Source organism: Bacillus sp. FSL L8-0528, from assembly GCF_038593085.1.
Lineage (GTDB): Bacteria > Bacillota > Bacilli > Bacillales > Bacillaceae > Bacillus > Bacillus paralicheniformis.
Genome location: NZ_CP151961.1, coordinates 234,042 through 250,763, shown reverse-complemented (window position 1 = coordinate 250,763; position 16,722 = coordinate 234,042). Strand labels below are relative to the sequence as shown.

Below are 16,722 nucleotides of genomic sequence, written 5' to 3'. Positions count from 1 at the left end.
GCGAATTGTTATGGAACATGTGAAAGCCCTTGCCATTAAAGGCATCATGACAATTGTGATTCTGTACCTTGTTCTCGGGCTCGGGTTTAGTTTCAGTTTTGAAAACACCCTCTTCATCACGATTGTTCTTGGCGCGGTATCCTATTTGCTGGGTGATTTGTTTATTTTGCCGAAGACCAATAACATCACGGCCACTTTAGCCGATTTAGGCGTCGCTTTTCTTATCGTTTGGCTGATGGCTCTTGCGATGGGAACGGCTGCAAGCAGCGCTGCATTGGCCGCGTTTTTTTCAGCAGTCGCTATGGCAATCGGTGAATACATTTTCCATTTTTACTTGATGAATAAAGGCCTTGGCTCGCCCAACCGCAGAATGGAAACGAGAACGGAATAATTTATAAAAAAAACGTCCAGCAAACTGGACGTTTTTTAATCAAGAATAGAGATTTTCCCAATACGGCCGCACTCTTCTGCAAACCAGATCGATTGGGCTGGTCCGGCCGCTATCCCGTGCGGTTCAGAATCGGCCGTCGGGATTGGATATTCCGTAATATCTCCGTTGACTGTAATGCGGCCGATTTGACCCGCACCCCATTCCGTAAACCACAGGGCACCATCGCCGCCGGGGGTAATCGCGTGCGGGCGGGCATTGGCTGTCGGAAGCGGGTATTCGCTGATCTTACCTGAGACCGTTATTCGCCCAATTTGATTTTCGTTTATTTCTGTAAACCACAAAGCTCCGTCCGGGCCAGCAGTGATTCCGACCGGTCCGGATTGTTCTCCAGGAAGCGGATACTCGCTGATGTCTCCATCTGCCGTTATTCGTCCGATGAAGCCGCTTTGATTTTGTGTAAACCAGAGGGCATCGTCTGCTCCCCTTGTAATAAATGACGGGAAGGCTCCCGGTTTGGGCAGTTTATATTCCGTTATTTTGCCTGAAGATGACAGCCTGCCGATTTGATGTCCGGCCATATCGGTATACCACATGGCATCGTCACAGCCTACGGCGATCCCAAACGGGGCAGTACCTGGAGGAAGGGCATACTCGGTTATTTCCCCTTGAGGCGTCATTTTTCCGATTTTCCCCGCTTTATACTCCGTAAACCATAGCTCGCCGCCAATCCCGGAAGTGATAATCGAGGCGCCCGCGCTCTCCGTCGGGATCGTATATTCGGTGAAATCTCCGGACTCTGTGAGCATACCGATCCGGTTTCCCTTTTGTTCAGTAAACCAAATGCGCCCGTTTGTACATACGGCGATCCCGTACGGACCCGATTCGGGGTCGGGAACGTGATATTCAGACATGCGAATCTGCATGAGCGACCCTCCCTTTATTCTATTTTCCTTGAGCATCTGATCTTTCAGAACGCTCCCAGGCATTTCTCATTTTCATGTTACCTCAGGCGGAGCATGCAGTGAAACAGAAAGTTCCATTAAATATAACTGTACAGGCATGCTCTAGTATCATAAGATTGTTTTAAATCATAAACTTATTTTTCTATATATGGGTCAATAAGGAACCATCTGTCGGATCTTATCATTTTGAAATATATTCATATTATCGCCCTATCAATTCATTGGTGACGGCATACTTTGTGTATAAAGGCAACCGCTGTCTCAGGCGGACCAAAACAAAGAAAGAAGTGGATGTGTTCTGCATGTTTGAAGATGAGAGACTGAATCGCTTGATTTACCTTTATACCCCTCTTTTTGCGAAAGATTTTCCGATCATTCTGTTCTGGATTCCAAAAAGCGGCTGCACGACGCTGAATCGTTGGTTCTTTTTCCAAAACGGATTGCTTGAAGATGTTGGCCAAAGATGCGCGGGGGAGGTTCATCACTACAGAAATACGATCTATACGCAGCAGCCGGATTATGTGAAGGATCTTCTGGCAGAATTAAGAGAGGGAAAAAAGGACACTTACAAGCTTGTGCGCAATCCTTTCCGGAGAGCAGTCAGTTCCTTTCTGGCGGCGATTTGCTCCCCGAATTTTATCTGTCTGTTCAACAGTGACATGAATACAGGGCTGTCTTTCACCCAATTCTTGCATCATTTAAAAGATTTGGGGCCGGATATCAGCGCCATTGACCGGCACCTTGGTCCTCAGTATCTCGAAGGAGAAGAAGAGTTTGTCACCAATTATATTTACCTCGAGCAATTCAGCGCGCACATCAGAGAGATTGAAAACAAATACAAATTATTGAAATCTCCGATAACCCAGCTGTCGAAATCACCGCACCATCTTTCCGATACTATGCTTAAAAAAGGAAAGTTCGCGGACACCGTTTTGACCATATCAACCTTCGACTGGGTGTTACCGACTTTTGATAGCTTTTACAATGACGAAACAAAAGAGTTGGTGCAGGAGATTTTTGCGAAGGACTTCGAAGTCTACGGCTTTGATCCGAAGCATATCAAGTAAACCGGAACTCGGCCATTACATTACGATCTCCTTTCAATTCGATTACATTTTGGAAAATTGATTCCAAATGGTTTCTTTTTCAGAGACGATCGTTTAGAATGCCCACTAAAGGTCATTTTAAGAATCACTTCTGTTTGAAGAAAGGAGATATATTATGAAAAAAGGCATATCATCTCTCATGATTGGATTATTGGCTGTCGTATTGGGCGCCTGCGCTTCAAATCATGATGATCAACAATCCCAGACAAAAGATCAAGCAAAAACAGCTCAAAGCGGGCAGCAGGATCAAGAAAAGCAAATGAAAGCCATGCAGAAAAAGCTTGATCAGCAAAAGGTCGATGAAACAAAAACAGTGGCTGTCGTTAACGATGAAAAGATCACAGGCAAGGACTATAACAGTGTATTATCAACCGCACAAATGCAGTATCAGCAAACAGGACAGGATCCGACTTCAAAAGATGCGGCACAGCAAATCAAAAAGCAGGCGATCGACAGCCTCGTCGGACAGGCTTTAATTACTCAAGAAGCGGACAAAAAAGGCTACAAAGCATCTGAGAAAGAAATTGAAAAACAGCTGGACGAAAGCAAAAAGCAGTATAAAAACGATCAAGATTTTGAGGAAGCGGTCAAAAAAGCCGGCTTAAACATGAACACGCTGAAAAGCGACATTGCCGACAGCATCAAAACAGAAAAATATATTGACAAAGAACTGCCGGCAGATCAGGTCACAGACAAAGAAATCAAAGATTACTATGATCAATTTGCCGCACAGCAAAAAGACAGCGGACAGAAAAACACACCTGCGTTTGACGACGTCAAGAAGCAAATCCAAGACATGCTCAAACAGCAAAAACGACAGGAAAAACTCGGACAGCAGGTTGAAAAACTGAAGAAAAACGCCGATGTGAAAGTTGAAATTTAACAAAATCAGCCATCCTGTAACGGATGGCTGATTTTGTTTTATTTATCAGGTTTATTCAAGCGACTCTATCGCCGCCATCACATCAGCTTCATGAAAAGAACCCATCAAACATAAAGATTCATCCGGACGCACGGCATGGGCGGCGATGGTCCGTTTTGCCTCTTCAACGTTTTCTAAAATGCCTAAATCGCTAAGTCTTTTCGGAAAACCGAGCCCTTCATAAAAGGGAACGAGTTCGGCGATTTCATCTGTCCGCCCTTCTAAAGCAAGCTGCACAAGTATCCCGTAGGCTACCTTTTGGCCGTGCAGTACACGATGGGTTTCAGGGATGAACGTTAAGCCGTTGTGAATGGCATGGGCTCCGGCCATTCTTCCGTAGCGGCCCGCATATCCGCCTACTGTGCCAGCCAGCGCGATGACCGCTTCGAGGACATTTGCGAAAGATGAGGAGGATTCGCCTTTTTCAAGACTTTCTATGGCTTTCAGGCTTTCTGTCAACAAAATATCCCGAATATAGACAGACTGCCTCAGCCCTGTCTGAACCATGATGGAAAGCGAATCGGCCGTATTTCTGATGATCGCTTCGGCCTCATACCATTTCGCAAGCGTATCACCGATTCCGCTTTTCACATAAGCGACCGGCGAAGAGAGGAGAAGAAGCGGATCGACCAGCGTCAAATAGCTGGAGCGCTTATGATATTGGACGCCCGAAAAGTTGCCGTCATCATCATAGATGACGCTTAACGGCGTGCTTGCCGCGCATGTTCCCGGGATCGTCGGAATCGTCATGACTTCAATGTCCAACAAATCGGCGGCTGCCTTCGCCGTATCTAAGACGGTTCCCCCGCCTATCCCAATGATGACATCTGCCGATTCTGCTTCTTCTGCTGCTTTTTTAATCTTATTTAGGGAACTGCAGCCCGTATGCTGAACGACTTTCCAATTGTTTGGAGGCGTCGTATAACTCGTAAAAGCTTTAAACGATTTGACCCCAGTAATGATGACGGGACGTTCGAATGTATTCGCAAATGACGGCAGTTCTTTCGCGATCCCCTCTCTGCAAACGTATTGGTTCGGACCGCTTCTGACAATATCTTCAGGCTGCATATTTCCCCACTCCTTCTATTATTTTCTAATATTTATCATCTCACTTTCTAACAAGATGTCAAACGATATCACAAATCGCTCACCGGTTTCTTTCTCCTTTAAGCAAGACTCTCTTCCTTCCCATTCAAGCTCAAACACCTTACCCTGTTGAGGAAAAGAGGACAGCCGCTGTTTACAGAAAAGGATAAGAGCTTGCTTGCTTCACTCGCACCGCTTATCGGCCGGTACCTTCAGCAATTCAGACACCATCTGTCAAAAAAAGACATGTTTCACATGAAACATGTCGGAGGCATTCTGATTTTGTCGGAAGACCTGCAGCCCTTGCCATGCAACCGAGCAGCCCTCCATTGGCTGAACATCTTGCGCGGCTGGGTAAGCATCGGCAGCGATGCCGTGCCGAGACCTGTCCGGGCCGTCTGCACGCGGGCAGCGGCCGAAACTGCCGATCCGGCAAAAACAGTCATCTCGATTCCGGGTCATTCCTGCCTATCCATTAAAGCGAGCCGTTTAGACGGCTTTGGCCCGTCAGGCCAGATCGCCGTTTCATTCGAGCCTGCTTCACCGGCAGAAACCATACCGCTGATAGCAGAAGCCTACAGCCTGTCCGACCGGGAAAAAGACATCGTTTACCGGGTCATCCGCGGACTTTCAACAAAAGCCATCGGAGACGAATTGCATATATCGGCTTACACCGTTCAAGACCACTTGAAATCGATTTTTTTGAAGACGGGCGCAGGAAACCGGAGGGAGCTGATGTGGAAGCTGCTTGATGATGTGCTGGAGTGAGAATAAGGCGGATGGAAAACTGTTCTCACGTCCGATTCCGCAGACAAGACACGCAGTGTTTTTCACTATGTCTTGTCTTGGAGGAATGAAGACCGGCAAATTCAGAGGACTTAACTTTTTCTTCATTCCACCCCGTCCTGTTCATTTAACAGCTCGTCCAAACGCGCAACAGCATCCTGTTTTTCAAACGTGCTGAACCATAGGTCGTCATACGAATCCAAAATGCGGTAATGGTGAGAAATCAAGTTTTGCTGAAGGCGAAACTCGCCTTTTTTCTCAATGTCCCGCCACCACACTTTTCCGCCAAGCGTCTTCCCTTTTGGTCTGTCGATGCTTCGATGAGCGACAGTCTCCACCACCTCAAGGGGCTCATCCCCGAGCACGGCCTGCAGCACTTCACTGTTCCGAAAAAGCGCGCATACCGCGACAACATGCGCCCACCCCGCTGCCGACCTGCCCTTTTCAATTTGCACGAGCGTTTTCTTCGACATCCCGAGCACGTTCGCCATTTTCTCCTGCGTATAGCCGCTTTCCGCACGGATTAATCTTAACTTGGAAGAAATGAGTTCGGTTATGTATTCTTTATCCATGGAGGAACCTCCGACGTTCTTTTTGGTGTAATATTACACTAAAAGTTACAATGGTTCAATTTTTATGCCCCTGTAGTTGCTGTCAGTTTCACCCTCTCCTTATGATCTTCACCATTCTGATTCCATTCCACGACAGCTTCAAATTGCTCATTCTTTTCACAAAAAATACGATTTTTTCATTAAGCAACATCATACAAGAAATCTCCCAAAAACATGATAAACTTAAACATCATCACACCAAGGAGGCCCGACATGCGAAATGAAACCCGCACGCTTTTTCTGGACCCTGATCTGAATGTTGAAGCCTACCGCTTTAAAGGCATTATGCAGAAGTTTCCGAATCACTTTCACGAGTATTTTGTGATTGGTTTTATCGAGAAGGGGCAGCGCTATTTGCTTTGCAAGGGAGAAGAATACATCATTAATCAGGGCGATCTCGTGCTTTTCAATCCTTATGACACGCACAGTTGCGAGCAGATTGACGGAAAGGCGCTCGATTATCGCTGCATAAATGTGATGCCTGATGTTATGAGAAGATTTGTGAAGGAGATCACCGGGACCGACAGCCTCCCATATTTCACGGAGAATGTCTTGTTCCGTCATGAGCTGAACGCCAGCTTGAAGGAGCTTCACATTCAAATATTGCAGAAAGTAAAAGCCTTGAAAAAAGAGGAGCTTTTTCTCAACCTTCTCGAGGAGTTGATTCGGACGTATTCTGATGTCGCGTTTCTCGAAAATACGCCTGAACCGTCCGACGAAGTCAAAGCGGTGTGCGGTTATTTGGAATCCCATTACCAGGAAAACATTACGCTTGAACATTTAAGCAAGCTGGCAGGCTGGAGCAAGTACCACCTCCTGCGGTCGTTTACGAAGCAGAAAGGAATTTCCCCCTACAGCTACTTGGAAACCGTCCGTATCAATCATGCGAAAAAGCTGTTGGAAGAAGGCGTCAAACCAATCGATGCCGCTTTCCAAACAGGCTTCAGCGATCAGAGCCATATGACGAAATTTTTCAAGCGGCAGGTCGGGCTGACGCCGAAACAATATATGAAAATCTTTGAATATGACAGGCAGGAGATCAAAGGATGAAGACAAGACGCGAAACCGCCGGACACCTCGCAGCTGTCATCACAATCATCATCTGGGGTACCACTTTTGTCTCGACAAAGGTGCTGCTCGAGGATTTTGCGCCCATAGATATATTGTTTTACCGGTTTCTCATCGGATTGATCGTGCTGATTATGGTGCATCCGCATGTGCTCACATTCCGGAGCTGGAGGCAGGAAGCGCTGTTTGCGGGAGCAGGCTTATGCGGGGTGACGCTTTATTTTCTGTTGGAAAACATCGCGCTTACCCTTACCTACGCCTCAAACGCCGGCATAATCGTCGCGGTTATTCCGATGATCACCGCGGTTTTGGCGCATTTTTTCCTTTCGGGCGAAAAGCTGGAACCCCGCTTCTTCATTGGATCCGCCGCCGCTTTTACAGGACTTGCGCTCATTTTCTTTAACGGACAAATCATGCTCAAGCTGAATCCGCTCGGCGACATTCTTGCTGCTGCCTCCGCATTCGTCTGGGCGGCATATGCCATTTTAATGAAAAAAATCAGCACATTCGGTTACCATACAATCCAATGCACACAGCGGATCTTTCTGTACGGCTTGCTATTCATGGTTCCCGCTCTGTTTCTATTTGATTTCCGCTTCGACGCAAGCCCTTTCGCCTCCCCCGCCAATTGGCTGAATATCCTGTTCTTAGGCGCAGGCGCATCTGCGCTTTGCTTTGTGACATGGAACTGGTCGGTCGGTGTGCTTGGGGCGGTAAAAACGAGCGCTTATATCTATATGGTACCCGTCATCACCATTGCCGCATCCGTCGTCATTCTGCAAGAAAAACTGACATGGGTTGCTTTTTGCGGAGGAGCGCTCACATTGGCCGGTCTTTATATTTCTGAAACAAAACCAAAACCGCAGCTGAAGGAGGAACAAATTTGATAGAAGAAACAAAATGCGCACTGATTATCGATGAAAATCTGCCGCTCGGGCTAATTGCCAATACAGCTGCAATCCTGGGGGCTGCACTCGGCAAAAACAAACCCGGCCTGCTCGGAGAAAATGTAACGGACGGCTCGGGAATCGACCATTTGGGTATCGTCAAACTTCCAATCCCCATTTTAAAAGGCAACGCCGAGCTGCTTCATCAATTAAGACAAAAGCTGTTGACCGACGAATTCAACGATATTCTGACGGTCGATTTCACCGATGTAGCGCAAGGCATTCATACATATGAAGCATATATTGAAACATTTCAAAGCACCGCAGCTTCCGATTACCACTATTTTGGAATCGGCGTTTGCGGCGATAAGAAAAAAGTTGCGCGGCTGACAGGAAGCTTGGGGCTGTTGAGATAAACAAGATACGGAAATTGACTTCGCTATGAAGGAGTCAATTTCCGTATTTTTTTATGTCAATAGTAAAAAGAGGAACAATTGGGGTTACAGTTGGAAGAAATATCATAACAACAGCTGGTGTAATTAGCTGGAACTCAGCATCTGAAATCGCTATTGGCGCGGCAGTGTCTGCTGTGATATTTAGATAACTAATATCTCATTAATTTCCTTATTTAATGAAAGCTGAATAAATACATAATATAATGTATTTATTCAGTTTTTCAAAATTAAAGTATCGTGGAGGTATCAACATTGAACACAGACAAACAAGTATTCATTGAAACGCAAAAAACAGCCAAAACCCTTAAAACTTACCGCGATAAGAGCGACGAAGAGTTATTATTCTTTCTCGCTAAACAAGATTCATTAACCTTAAATCAACTGAAAGTCTATTACTCAGATCCTTCATTTGCACTTCATTATTTCATCAGTGCAGCATTTTTCAGTATAATATTGGCTACCTTCATAACTGCAATTCTTTCTGGTCAAGCAGCTTCGATATTCCCTTTCGTTTCCGGCATCTCCATTCTAATATTAGCTGTCATATTTGCGGGGTGTATATTTTGGGTGCTTAAACAGCTTGTCACCTTGAAAAAAAAGCCGATTCAATTTATTACACACTTTTCCAAGAAAGCCGAGTTTGCACGTAACGTAAAAATGATTGATTATGTTTTACAACAAAAATACAAAAAGGCATTGAAAAATATACCGCACCAATAAAATTCTCATGTTTTTTTATGAAGTAGGAGTGACACTCCAATGATAAAAGAAAAACAATTATTTGAAAAAGCTGAACAAACAGCCAAACTCCTTGAGTCTCACAAAAGTGACGAAGAACTGATTACATACCTTGCAAATCAAGATTCTGTTACATTAAATCAGCTAAAAATCTATTTTTCAAATCCAAGTTTTACATTAACGTATTTTATTAAGGGCATTTTTTTTAGCAGTATGACTGCTGTAATTATGGCGGCCTTTTTATCTGGTCAAGTCTCCACCTTCACCCATGATCTTTCAAGGTTTTTTTCATTCTGCTTCATGTTCTATCTGATGTTCTCTTTGGTTTGGATCGTCAAGATGCTGATCTCCTCGCGAAAAGGACCAGTGCAAACAATTCTGCACTTTCAAAAAAGAGCGGAATATTCCAGAATCACGGGTATGATTGATTTTATTTTAGATGAACGTTTTAAAAAAGAATTTAATTAGAAAGCAGAGGAACATTCACCTCTGCCTGGATTCTCTATCAATCTAATAAAAAAGAAGGGCAAAAGACATGCAAACAGACAAACAATTATTCGAAGAAACAAAACAAACGGCTGAAACTCTATTGTTATCGAAATCTGAAAACGATGAAGAGCTGATGGCATACCTCGAAAAACAAGATTTATCCACGTTAAACCGGTTGAAAGTTTATTTTTCGGGTCCTACGCTAAAAATCAGCCATGTGATCAAAGCTTCGCTTTACAGCTCCTTCACCGCCAGCATTATAACTGCTATATTTTCTGGTCAAGTCGTTTCCATTTCATATGACATCGAGCATAATTTTTTTCCTTTGATATTAACAATATTACTTTTAGCCAGCTCCATCTGGGTGTTCGGCACGATCACTAAATCGCAAAGAAACAAAGATCAAAACTTCTTACACTTTAGAAAAAAATCGAACCATACAAAAATTATTGGAATGATTGACTTCGTTTTGGAAAACAAATATAAAAATATTTCAAATTAAAAAAGGTATCCCTAAAGATGCCTTTTTTTTATACTTACTCACCACTAGACAAATTCTGTCTTCTCTCCTGCTCCGCAATGATTTCATTGTCCTCGGCGTTGTCTCTCGTCACTTTCTGCGTCAAAATCGCGCCGACCGCCACTAAAATCATCACAGCTAAGTAATAGCCTTTTTCATTGAGCTGCAGGTTGTCCGCATTATAAAGGCCGATACCGAACAAAAAGACCCCCGCAAAAAATGTGAAATATGACATAACCGTAAAGGCCGTTGTGTTTCTTCTTCTGTATTTCTGCATCTTAATACCTCCTAAAGAATAAAACTATTATACTTGATTTGCGTCTCCAGAAGAAGAATGTTCTTCCTTTTTGCTCACAATTTAGTAAATATGTCATACCGTAATAAAAAAGGCCTACAAAATAAAAAACCGGGAATGACTCCCGGTTTTTAATGTTTTTCTTCGCCTAAAACAGCTTCTGCAATATTGACGGCATGGTCGCCGATCCTTTCCAGATTGCTGGTGATATCGACGAAGATCACGCCGGCTTGTCCGCTGCATAATCCGTCGTTTAAGCGAAGAATGTGCTTTTTGCGAAGCTTGCGTTCCATTTTATCGATTTGATTTTCTTTTTCGACTACACGTCTTGCGGCATCTTCGTTATTTTCCCCAAGAGCTGTGATGGACTCCTTAACGGTGGAAATGGTCAGATCAAGCATTTCTGTTAAGTCCGCCATTGCCGCTTCGGAAATTTTCACCCTGTTGGATTGCTGGTACTCGCCAAGCTCAACCAAGTTTTCAAAGTGATCGCCGATTCTTTCAATGTCTCTGACTGTGTCCATTAACATATGATGTTCTTCAGATTCTTGTTCAGAAAGAGTGGTCGCTGACAGTTCGATCAAGTAATCGGTAATCTTTCTGTCCAAATTGTTGATCGCATCTTCTATTTGAAAAGCGCTTTGCGCATGTTTTGCCTGTTTTGTATTAAAAAACTCTTTTGTTTCCTCAAGTCCCTTTACCGCAAATTCACCCATACGCAGTACTTCTTCTTTGGCCTGTCCCAGGGCAATTGAAGGCGACTGCTGAATGAACAGCGGGTCCAAATGTGTTGCTTTATAGTCCACAACCGAATCTTTGCCCGGAATCAGTTTCGTAACGATCAAAGCCAATATGCCGACAAACGGAAGCTGAATCAGCGTATTCGACGTATTAAAGATCCCGTGGGCAAACGCAATCACCATCTTAGGGTCCAGCCCTAAAGAGGATTGAAGCGTTAAAATCAAAGCTGTGAACGGCTTCAGCAAGATCAGGAAGATAACTGTCCCAATCAGGTTGAACAATACGTGAACGGCCGCGGCCCGTTTGGCTGCCACGGAGGCGCCAAGAGATGCCAGTACGGCGGTAATCGTCGTACCGATATTGTCTCCAAATAATACAGGCAGAGCGCCGTTGAGATCTATTAATGAATCGGCAAAAAGCCCTTGCAGGATCCCGATCGTTGCACTTGAGCTTTGGACGAGAACGGTGAAAAGGGTGCCGACAATCACACCGAGAACTGGATTCGCACTCATGCTGACTGTTAAATCATGAAAAGCTTCAACCGTCCGAAGCGGCTTCATCCCGCTGCTCATTAACTCCAAGCCATAGAAAAGTGCACCAAATCCAAACAGAATTTGTCCGATGTTCTGGAGCTTTTTGTTTTTAAAGAAAAACAGCAAAAATGAACCAATGGCGAGGATCGGAAGCGCATATGCCCCAACGTCAAAGCCGATAATAAAGGCTGTGGCCGTCGTTCCGATGTTCGCACCCATAATGACGCCGATCGCCTGGCGGAGGGTCATAAAGCCGGCGCTGACAAGACCGACAGTGATAACGGTGGTGCCGGAACTGCTTTGAATTAAAACCGTGACAATCATACCTGCCAAAACACCCATCAGAGGATTGCTTGTAAAACGATCTAAAATGTCTCTCAGCTTATCTCCGGCTGATTTTTGGAGTCCTTCTCCCATAAACTTAATACCGAGAAGAAAGATCCCGAGACCTCCAATGAATTCAAAAAGCAATTTCTGCACATCTATTTCCAACGTCTTGCCCCCCTAATTCGACATAAATCTACAAACCAAACACTATGATTATGATGGAGATTAAAGCCTATGTAAACGATTCAAATCGAAAATTTACAATAACTTAACATTGGCGGCTGATGATTTACATTCCCTTAACATTGCCTGGACTCATCGCAAATATACCCTATTCCAACAGGCAAAAATCCCGAACTTTTTCATGGGTTAAACCGTATTTAAAACTAAAGGAGAGATCACATATGCCAAACAGAGCTAACGGTACTCACATTAAAATTAAAAAGACAAAAGGGGAACGGGTTTGGAACGCATTTGGCTATTTCTTTTACCTGGGATCAATTATCTTTTTGGCCGCTGTCTGGGGATCGCTCCCCGAAAAGGTGCCTGCACATTACAACGCACTCGGTGAAGTCGATCGCTGGGGGGCAAAATGGGAGCTTTTCATTTTGCCGGGAATCGGATTACTTATCCTTCTGTTCATGCAATTTTTAGAAAAGCATCCTGAGATTCACAACCATCCAAAGCGCCTGAATGAAACAAACGCTGAACATTTCTACCTGCTCAGCCGAAAGTTGATCAACCGCTTAAAAAATGCATGCTTAATCATTTTTTCTCTCATATTAATTGAATCTGTGTCAATCGCTTTAGACTGGGGAAGCGGATTTGGCGGATGGTTTCTTCCGGTTGCCTTACTCGGTACTGTCATGCTTGTGGCCGTAAGTTTAATACAGCAAAAAAAGATCCGATAACGGGTCAGGTGCATATTTGTGAAGATTCAAAATGGTCGTCCCCGACGGATTTTTATTGATAGTCGAAACAGAGGTATTCGATGTTCGAAGCAATTATTCTATTTATTTTAGGGGTCTCGGTTCTCGCAGCCGGCTTTTTATCTTTAAAAAGGGAGCTGTCGACTGAATCTGTTTCTATATCTTCCACTGATGAACTATATCCGAATTAAAAAAAATGTTAGATGATCATGGCTGGTTTTAACTGACCGGCATCGCCCTTTTCATGCAATTTATATTTCGCGGATTTCACTTTACATTTGAACACTTTTTTTATGCCTTCATCATTAGCTCTGGAATCCAGTCGATATTTTACTTATTTAATAAAAGGAATTTGGGCTATAAAGTATGTGCGGTGATTGTGGTGAGTTTTTTCTTTAAAAAAAGAGTGATGAACACTGTAATCTTGTTCATCACTCTTTCAAATATTATTGATTATTATTCCGCTTCTGAGATTTTTGCAACGATTTGAGCCAATCCTTCTTTAATCGGAGTGAGCGGACGGCCGAGCACTTTTTCAAAATCATCGCTTTCGACTTCAAGTGTGCCTTCACGAATGCCTTTTTGGATATCGACAACCATCGGAATCAGAAAATCCGGTACACCCGCATTTTTCATGATCTCGCGATAGGCAGCATCGTCAACATGCTGGACGGGTACTTCTTTGCCCAATACTTCTCCAAGGGCTGAAGCGATTTCTTCCTGAGTTAATAGTTTGCCTGAAAGTTCGTAGACGGTGTTTTCATGGCCTTCACCGGACAGAACCGCTGCCGCTGCATCCGCGTAATCCTGCTGCAGCGCCCAGCCTACCTTGCCGTTCTCTGCTGATGTCACCCAAGGGGCTCCTGCCAAAACACCTTGAATACTCGACATTTCATTTTCCAAGTACCAGTTATTGCGCAAGAAGGAGTATGGAATCCCCGTTTTCAAAATCGCTTCTTCAGTTGCTTTGTGAGTCGGCGCAAGGAAGTTTTTGCTTTCGCGGGCATTCGCAATACTCGTATAAGCGATAAACCGAACTCCCGCGCGTTCTGCGGCGGCTACCGCATTGCCGTGCTGACGGATTCTCGTCTCATTGTCTCCATCGGCAGAGATGATCAGCAGACGGTCAATGCCTTGAAATGCGGATGCCAATGTTTCCGGGCGGTCAAAATCCCCTTGACGCACATCGACTCCGCGCGCCCGCAGCGCTTCCGCTTTTTCCGGATTGCGCACGCTGACCGCCAGCTGATCCGCCGGTACAGTTTCCAGCAGTTTTTTCACAACTTTCGATCCTAATTTTCCAGTTGCTCCTGTTACTAACATTTTCATACTCAAATTCCTCCTGATGTTTTAATGTCGAACTGTAACAAAAAACGTTACACTTGATGTAACTATCATAATTACAAATAGACTGATTTGTCAACAGGAATGTCTTTCACTTGGCTAAAAAAATAAAAGTAGACGACATACGCCCTCCTGGCCGTCTTGTCAATATGGAATTAATAGAGTAAGATGTTATCATTGATTTCGGTCGACCAGATACCGTCGACCCTGAGATGATACGAAATCAGTTATTCATAAAGGAGAAGAAGCAACATGTTGATTGTGTTGGTTATGTTTTTATTAGGTCTTGTGCTTGGCTTTGTCGGGGCCGGCGGAGCCGGATTCGTCATCGCACTGTTAACGATGATGTTTCACATTCCGATTCATACAGCATTGGGAACGTCTCTGGCCGGTATGGCTTTTACGAGCTTATCAGGAACGTACAGTCACTTTCGCGAAGGAAATATCAAGCTGAAAATCGGCTTAACCGTCGGCTGTTTTGCTGCTATAGGATCCTTTGCAGGAGCTAAGCTGACTTCTCTGATACCTTCAAGTTCATTGCATTATATGACCGCAGGAATGTTATTCTTATCGGCCATTCTGATTTTAATCAGATTATTCTTTTTGCAAGAAAAAGAAGCTGACCAGGAAACGAACCTTGCCTTTTGGATCAAGGCCAGTTTATTGGGAATCGTGGCCGGCATCTTGTCCGGAACGTTCGGAATCGGCTCGGCGCCTTTTATTCAAATCGGGTTGATGATGCTGCTGAACCTGTCAATTCGCCATTCCGTAGGAACGACGATGCTCGTCATTATTCCGCTCTCGTTAGGCGGTGGGGCGGGCTATATTTCAGAAGGATTCGTCGATTATGTTCTGTTGGTCAAAATCTTGATCGGTACGATGTGCGGCGCATATGTCGGGGCTAAATTCACCAATGTCCTGCCGAAAGTCGTCTTGAAATCGGGTTTATTTTTAACTCCCGCCGTTTCAGGGTTTATTCTCTTATTTTAATTCAGTGCCCGGCTTGCGGCCGGGCATTTTGATTAACTTGGAGTGGTTATAGCGGGAGATCACGAAGGAACCTGTGGTAAAATACGAAATGAGAACGAATACGAGGATGAGAAGCGTGATTGAAAAACCAAAACCGTTTTATGAACAATCCTACCATGCGATTAAGCGAATGATATTTGAAGGCAAATTAAAGCCCGGTGAACGAATCGCCGAAGCGAAGTTAGCCAAGGAGCTCGGCGTCAGCAAAAGCCCTTTGAGAGAAGCGATCAGAGTTCTGGAAAAAGAGGGGCTCATCGTCATCGACTCAAGAGTGAAGGTCTATCAGCCGACAATAAAGGACGTTGAAGAAATCTATTTTTGCAGGACGGCGCTTGAATCATTCGCTGCGGGATTGACGGCAAGAATTGCAACGGCAGAGGAACTGAAAACGATTGAAGACGTTTTGCAAAAAACGGAGGAAGCCATCCTTCAATCCAAGGATCAAAACACAATTATCGAATTAAATGATACATTTCACGACTTAATTATCCAATATACACGAAACAGTCTATTGCGGAAGCAGCTCAACGATTTGGAAGGATTAATTTATTATTTCCGCATTTTGAATTTTGAAGGAGAAAAACGGGCTGAAGCCATTTTGGAGCAGCATCGGGAAATTTTCCGCCATATGAAACAAAGAGACGACGAGCAGGCATCAAAAGCAATGATTCGCCACCTTAAGCTTGATCTTGACCACTTAGTCGAAGTACTGTCTCACCGCGTGGAAAAGTAATAAAGAGGGCTGCCTGTCTTAAGCCGCCCTCTCCTTTTTTTAATAGAAAGAAACAAATTCATTAACCGGCTTGCGATATCCTCTCAAGCGACGGCTGCTTTCTTTTTCTTTGCCGATCGTAATCATGAGGACGATTTCATGTGTATCCGGGATCTCTAGCAACTCGCGGATCTGATCGCTGTCAAATCCGATCATCGGGCATGTGTCCCACCCACGGTTCTTGGCGGCGAGCATAAACATCATCGCAGAAAGAGAAGCATTGCGAATCGCCTCTTCCTTCATGAATTGCTCCCCGCGCGACTCGTAAAATTGGGTATTGTTTTCAACCATTTCCTGCAGCTCAAAGTCCTTAATAATTCCTAAATCCCTCATGCCTTCGTTGATTTTTTCCGTTTGCCGGTAGGCGTAGCGGTCTCCCGTCACTAAAATCACGGCAGAGGCTGAATGCACTTTATATTGGCCGCTCGCAGCTTCCCTGATTTTTTCTTTTAAATCCTTCTCCAATACCACTTTATACTCTGCGTGCTGCAAATTGAACGCCGAAGGTGCAAGCTTGATATCCTCAAAGATAGGCTCCAAATCTTTCACCGTAATTTGAACATCTTCCAGAAAATTATTTGCAGAGTGACGCGTTTCGATAAGCTCGTTAAATTCCATTCAAAAAACTCCATTCATCTATCCTTTTGCCTAAATATCCTTATTTATATGATCGGCGGTAAGCTACCTATTGTTTAGCGACGCTCACATGAATCAAAGAGAACGCGTTACAA

20 protein-coding genes are annotated in these 16,722 nt (G+C 44.4%); 13 read left to right on the top strand and 7 right to left on the bottom strand.

Going from position 1 to position 16,722, the window contains the following annotated elements:
• Nucleotides 1-10: 10 nt before the first annotated feature.
• Nucleotides 11-391, top strand: a complete 381-nt coding sequence (locus MHI30_RS01390; protein ID WP_075753613.1) for a DUF2512 family protein — start codon at nucleotides 11-13, stop codon at nucleotides 389-391.
• Nucleotides 392-426: 35 nt separating this feature from the next.
• On the opposite strand, the gene MHI30_RS01385 is transcribed toward MHI30_RS01390, so the two are convergent.
• A complete protein-coding gene (locus tag MHI30_RS01385; protein ID WP_075753611.1) occupies nucleotides 427-1,314 on the bottom strand; it encodes a Virginiamycin B lyase in 888 nt (295 codons plus the stop codon).
• 341 nt (nucleotides 1,315-1,655) lie between these two features.
• On the opposite strand from MHI30_RS01385, the gene MHI30_RS01380 reads away from it, so the two are divergent.
• Both MHI30_RS01380 and MHI30_RS01375 read left to right on the top strand, forming a co-directional pair.
• Entirely contained in the window at nucleotides 1,656-2,420 is a 765-nt protein-coding gene (locus MHI30_RS01380) for a sulfotransferase family 2 domain-containing protein (RefSeq protein ID WP_075753609.1), read from the top strand.
• Nucleotides 2,421-2,574: 154 nt separating this feature from the next.
• Nucleotides 2,575-3,342: a SurA N-terminal domain-containing protein gene (locus tag MHI30_RS01375; protein WP_075753607.1), complete on the top strand. Its 768-nt coding sequence runs from the start codon at nucleotides 2,575-2,577 to the stop codon at nucleotides 3,340-3,342.
• 51 nt (nucleotides 3,343-3,393) lie between these two features.
• On the opposite strand, the gene MHI30_RS01370 is transcribed toward MHI30_RS01375, so the two are convergent.
• Entirely contained in the window at nucleotides 3,394-4,449 is a 1,056-nt protein-coding gene (locus MHI30_RS01370) for an iron-containing alcohol dehydrogenase family protein (protein WP_075753605.1), read from the bottom strand.
• A gap of 192 nt (nucleotides 4,450-4,641) precedes the next feature.
• On the opposite strand from MHI30_RS01370, the gene MHI30_RS01365 reads away from it, so the two are divergent.
• Complete coding sequence (locus MHI30_RS01365; protein ID WP_237562693.1) at nucleotides 4,642-5,235, top strand: helix-turn-helix transcriptional regulator; 594 nt, start codon at nucleotides 4,642-4,644, stop codon at nucleotides 5,233-5,235.
• A 122-nt stretch (nucleotides 5,236-5,357) separates the two neighbouring features.
• On the opposite strand, the gene MHI30_RS01360 is transcribed toward MHI30_RS01365, so the two are convergent.
• Nucleotides 5,358-5,825 carry a helix-turn-helix domain-containing protein gene (locus tag MHI30_RS01360; protein WP_003178531.1) on the bottom strand — a complete coding sequence of 156 codons (468 nt, stop codon included), beginning with the start codon at nucleotides 5,823-5,825 and terminating at the stop codon, nucleotides 5,358-5,360.
• Between the two features lie 252 nt (nucleotides 5,826-6,077).
• Between MHI30_RS01360 and MHI30_RS01355 the strand changes: the two genes are divergently transcribed.
• The 6 genes from MHI30_RS01355 (at nucleotide 6,078) to MHI30_RS01330 (ending at nucleotide 10,003) form a co-directional block, all read left to right on the top strand.
• On the top strand, nucleotides 6,078-6,914 hold the full coding sequence (locus MHI30_RS01355; protein ID WP_075753603.1) for an AraC family transcriptional regulator: 837 nt from the start codon (nucleotides 6,078-6,080) through the stop codon (nucleotides 6,912-6,914).
• Nucleotides 6,911-7,819, top strand: a complete 909-nt coding sequence (locus MHI30_RS01350; protein WP_075753601.1) for a DMT family transporter — start codon at nucleotides 6,911-6,913, stop codon at nucleotides 7,817-7,819. Before MHI30_RS01355 ends, MHI30_RS01350 begins: the two co-directional genes overlap by 4 nt.
• Nucleotides 7,816-8,235 carry a DUF2000 domain-containing protein gene (locus tag MHI30_RS01345; RefSeq protein ID WP_075753599.1) on the top strand — a complete coding sequence of 140 codons (420 nt, stop codon included), beginning with the start codon at nucleotides 7,816-7,818 and terminating at the stop codon, nucleotides 8,233-8,235. The genes MHI30_RS01350 and MHI30_RS01345 overlap by 4 nt, the downstream gene beginning before the upstream one ends.
• A gap of 291 nt (nucleotides 8,236-8,526) precedes the next feature.
• On the top strand, nucleotides 8,527-8,994 hold the full coding sequence (locus MHI30_RS01340; protein WP_075753597.1) for a hypothetical protein: 468 nt from the start codon (nucleotides 8,527-8,529) through the stop codon (nucleotides 8,992-8,994).
• 39 nt (nucleotides 8,995-9,033) lie between these two features.
• The gene (locus MHI30_RS01335) at nucleotides 9,034-9,480 is read left to right on the top strand and encodes a hypothetical protein (RefSeq protein WP_075753595.1); all 447 of its coding nucleotides are present in this window, start codon (nucleotides 9,034-9,036) and stop codon (nucleotides 9,478-9,480) included.
• A 67-nt stretch (nucleotides 9,481-9,547) separates the two neighbouring features.
• A complete protein-coding gene (locus MHI30_RS01330) occupies nucleotides 9,548-10,003 on the top strand; it encodes a hypothetical protein (RefSeq protein WP_075753593.1) in 456 nt (151 codons plus the stop codon).
• A 34-nt stretch (nucleotides 10,004-10,037) separates the two neighbouring features.
• Here the strand turns inward: MHI30_RS01330 and MHI30_RS01325 are convergent, their stop codons facing one another.
• Nucleotides 10,038-10,298: a YiaA/YiaB family inner membrane protein gene (locus tag MHI30_RS01325; protein WP_075753591.1), complete on the bottom strand. Its 261-nt coding sequence runs from the start codon at nucleotides 10,296-10,298 to the stop codon at nucleotides 10,038-10,040.
• A gap of 149 nt (nucleotides 10,299-10,447) precedes the next feature.
• The gene (locus MHI30_RS01320; protein WP_075753589.1) at nucleotides 10,448-12,082 is read right to left on the bottom strand and encodes a Na/Pi cotransporter family protein; all 1,635 of its coding nucleotides are present in this window, start codon (nucleotides 12,080-12,082) and stop codon (nucleotides 10,448-10,450) included.
• Nucleotides 12,083-12,321: 239 nt separating this feature from the next.
• Here MHI30_RS01320 and MHI30_RS01315 point away from each other — a divergent pair, with 239 nt between their 5' ends.
• A complete protein-coding gene (locus MHI30_RS01315; RefSeq protein ID WP_075753587.1) occupies nucleotides 12,322-12,828 on the top strand; it encodes a DUF1648 domain-containing protein in 507 nt (168 codons plus the stop codon).
• A 474-nt stretch (nucleotides 12,829-13,302) separates the two neighbouring features.
• Here the strand turns inward: MHI30_RS01315 and MHI30_RS01310 are convergent, their stop codons facing one another.
• Complete coding sequence (locus tag MHI30_RS01310) at nucleotides 13,303-14,175, bottom strand: SDR family oxidoreductase (RefSeq protein ID WP_075753585.1); 873 nt, start codon at nucleotides 14,173-14,175, stop codon at nucleotides 13,303-13,305.
• Between the two features lie 267 nt (nucleotides 14,176-14,442).
• Here MHI30_RS01310 and MHI30_RS01305 point away from each other — a divergent pair, with 267 nt between their 5' ends.
• Together MHI30_RS01305 and MHI30_RS01300 are read left to right on the top strand one after the other, a co-directional pair.
• Nucleotides 14,443-15,180, top strand: coding sequence for a sulfite exporter TauE/SafE family protein (locus MHI30_RS01305; protein WP_075753583.1), 738 nt, complete (start codon nucleotides 14,443-14,445; stop codon nucleotides 15,178-15,180).
• A gap of 106 nt (nucleotides 15,181-15,286) precedes the next feature.
• Nucleotides 15,287-15,952, top strand: a complete 666-nt coding sequence (locus MHI30_RS01300; protein WP_075754029.1) for a GntR family transcriptional regulator — start codon at nucleotides 15,287-15,289, stop codon at nucleotides 15,950-15,952.
• Nucleotides 15,953-15,991: 39 nt separating this feature from the next.
• On the opposite strand, the gene MHI30_RS01295 is transcribed toward MHI30_RS01300, so the two are convergent.
• On the bottom strand, nucleotides 15,992-16,609 hold the full coding sequence (locus tag MHI30_RS01295; protein ID WP_075753581.1) for a nitroreductase family protein: 618 nt from the start codon (nucleotides 16,607-16,609) through the stop codon (nucleotides 15,992-15,994).
• Nucleotides 16,610-16,722: the final 113 nt, after the last annotated feature.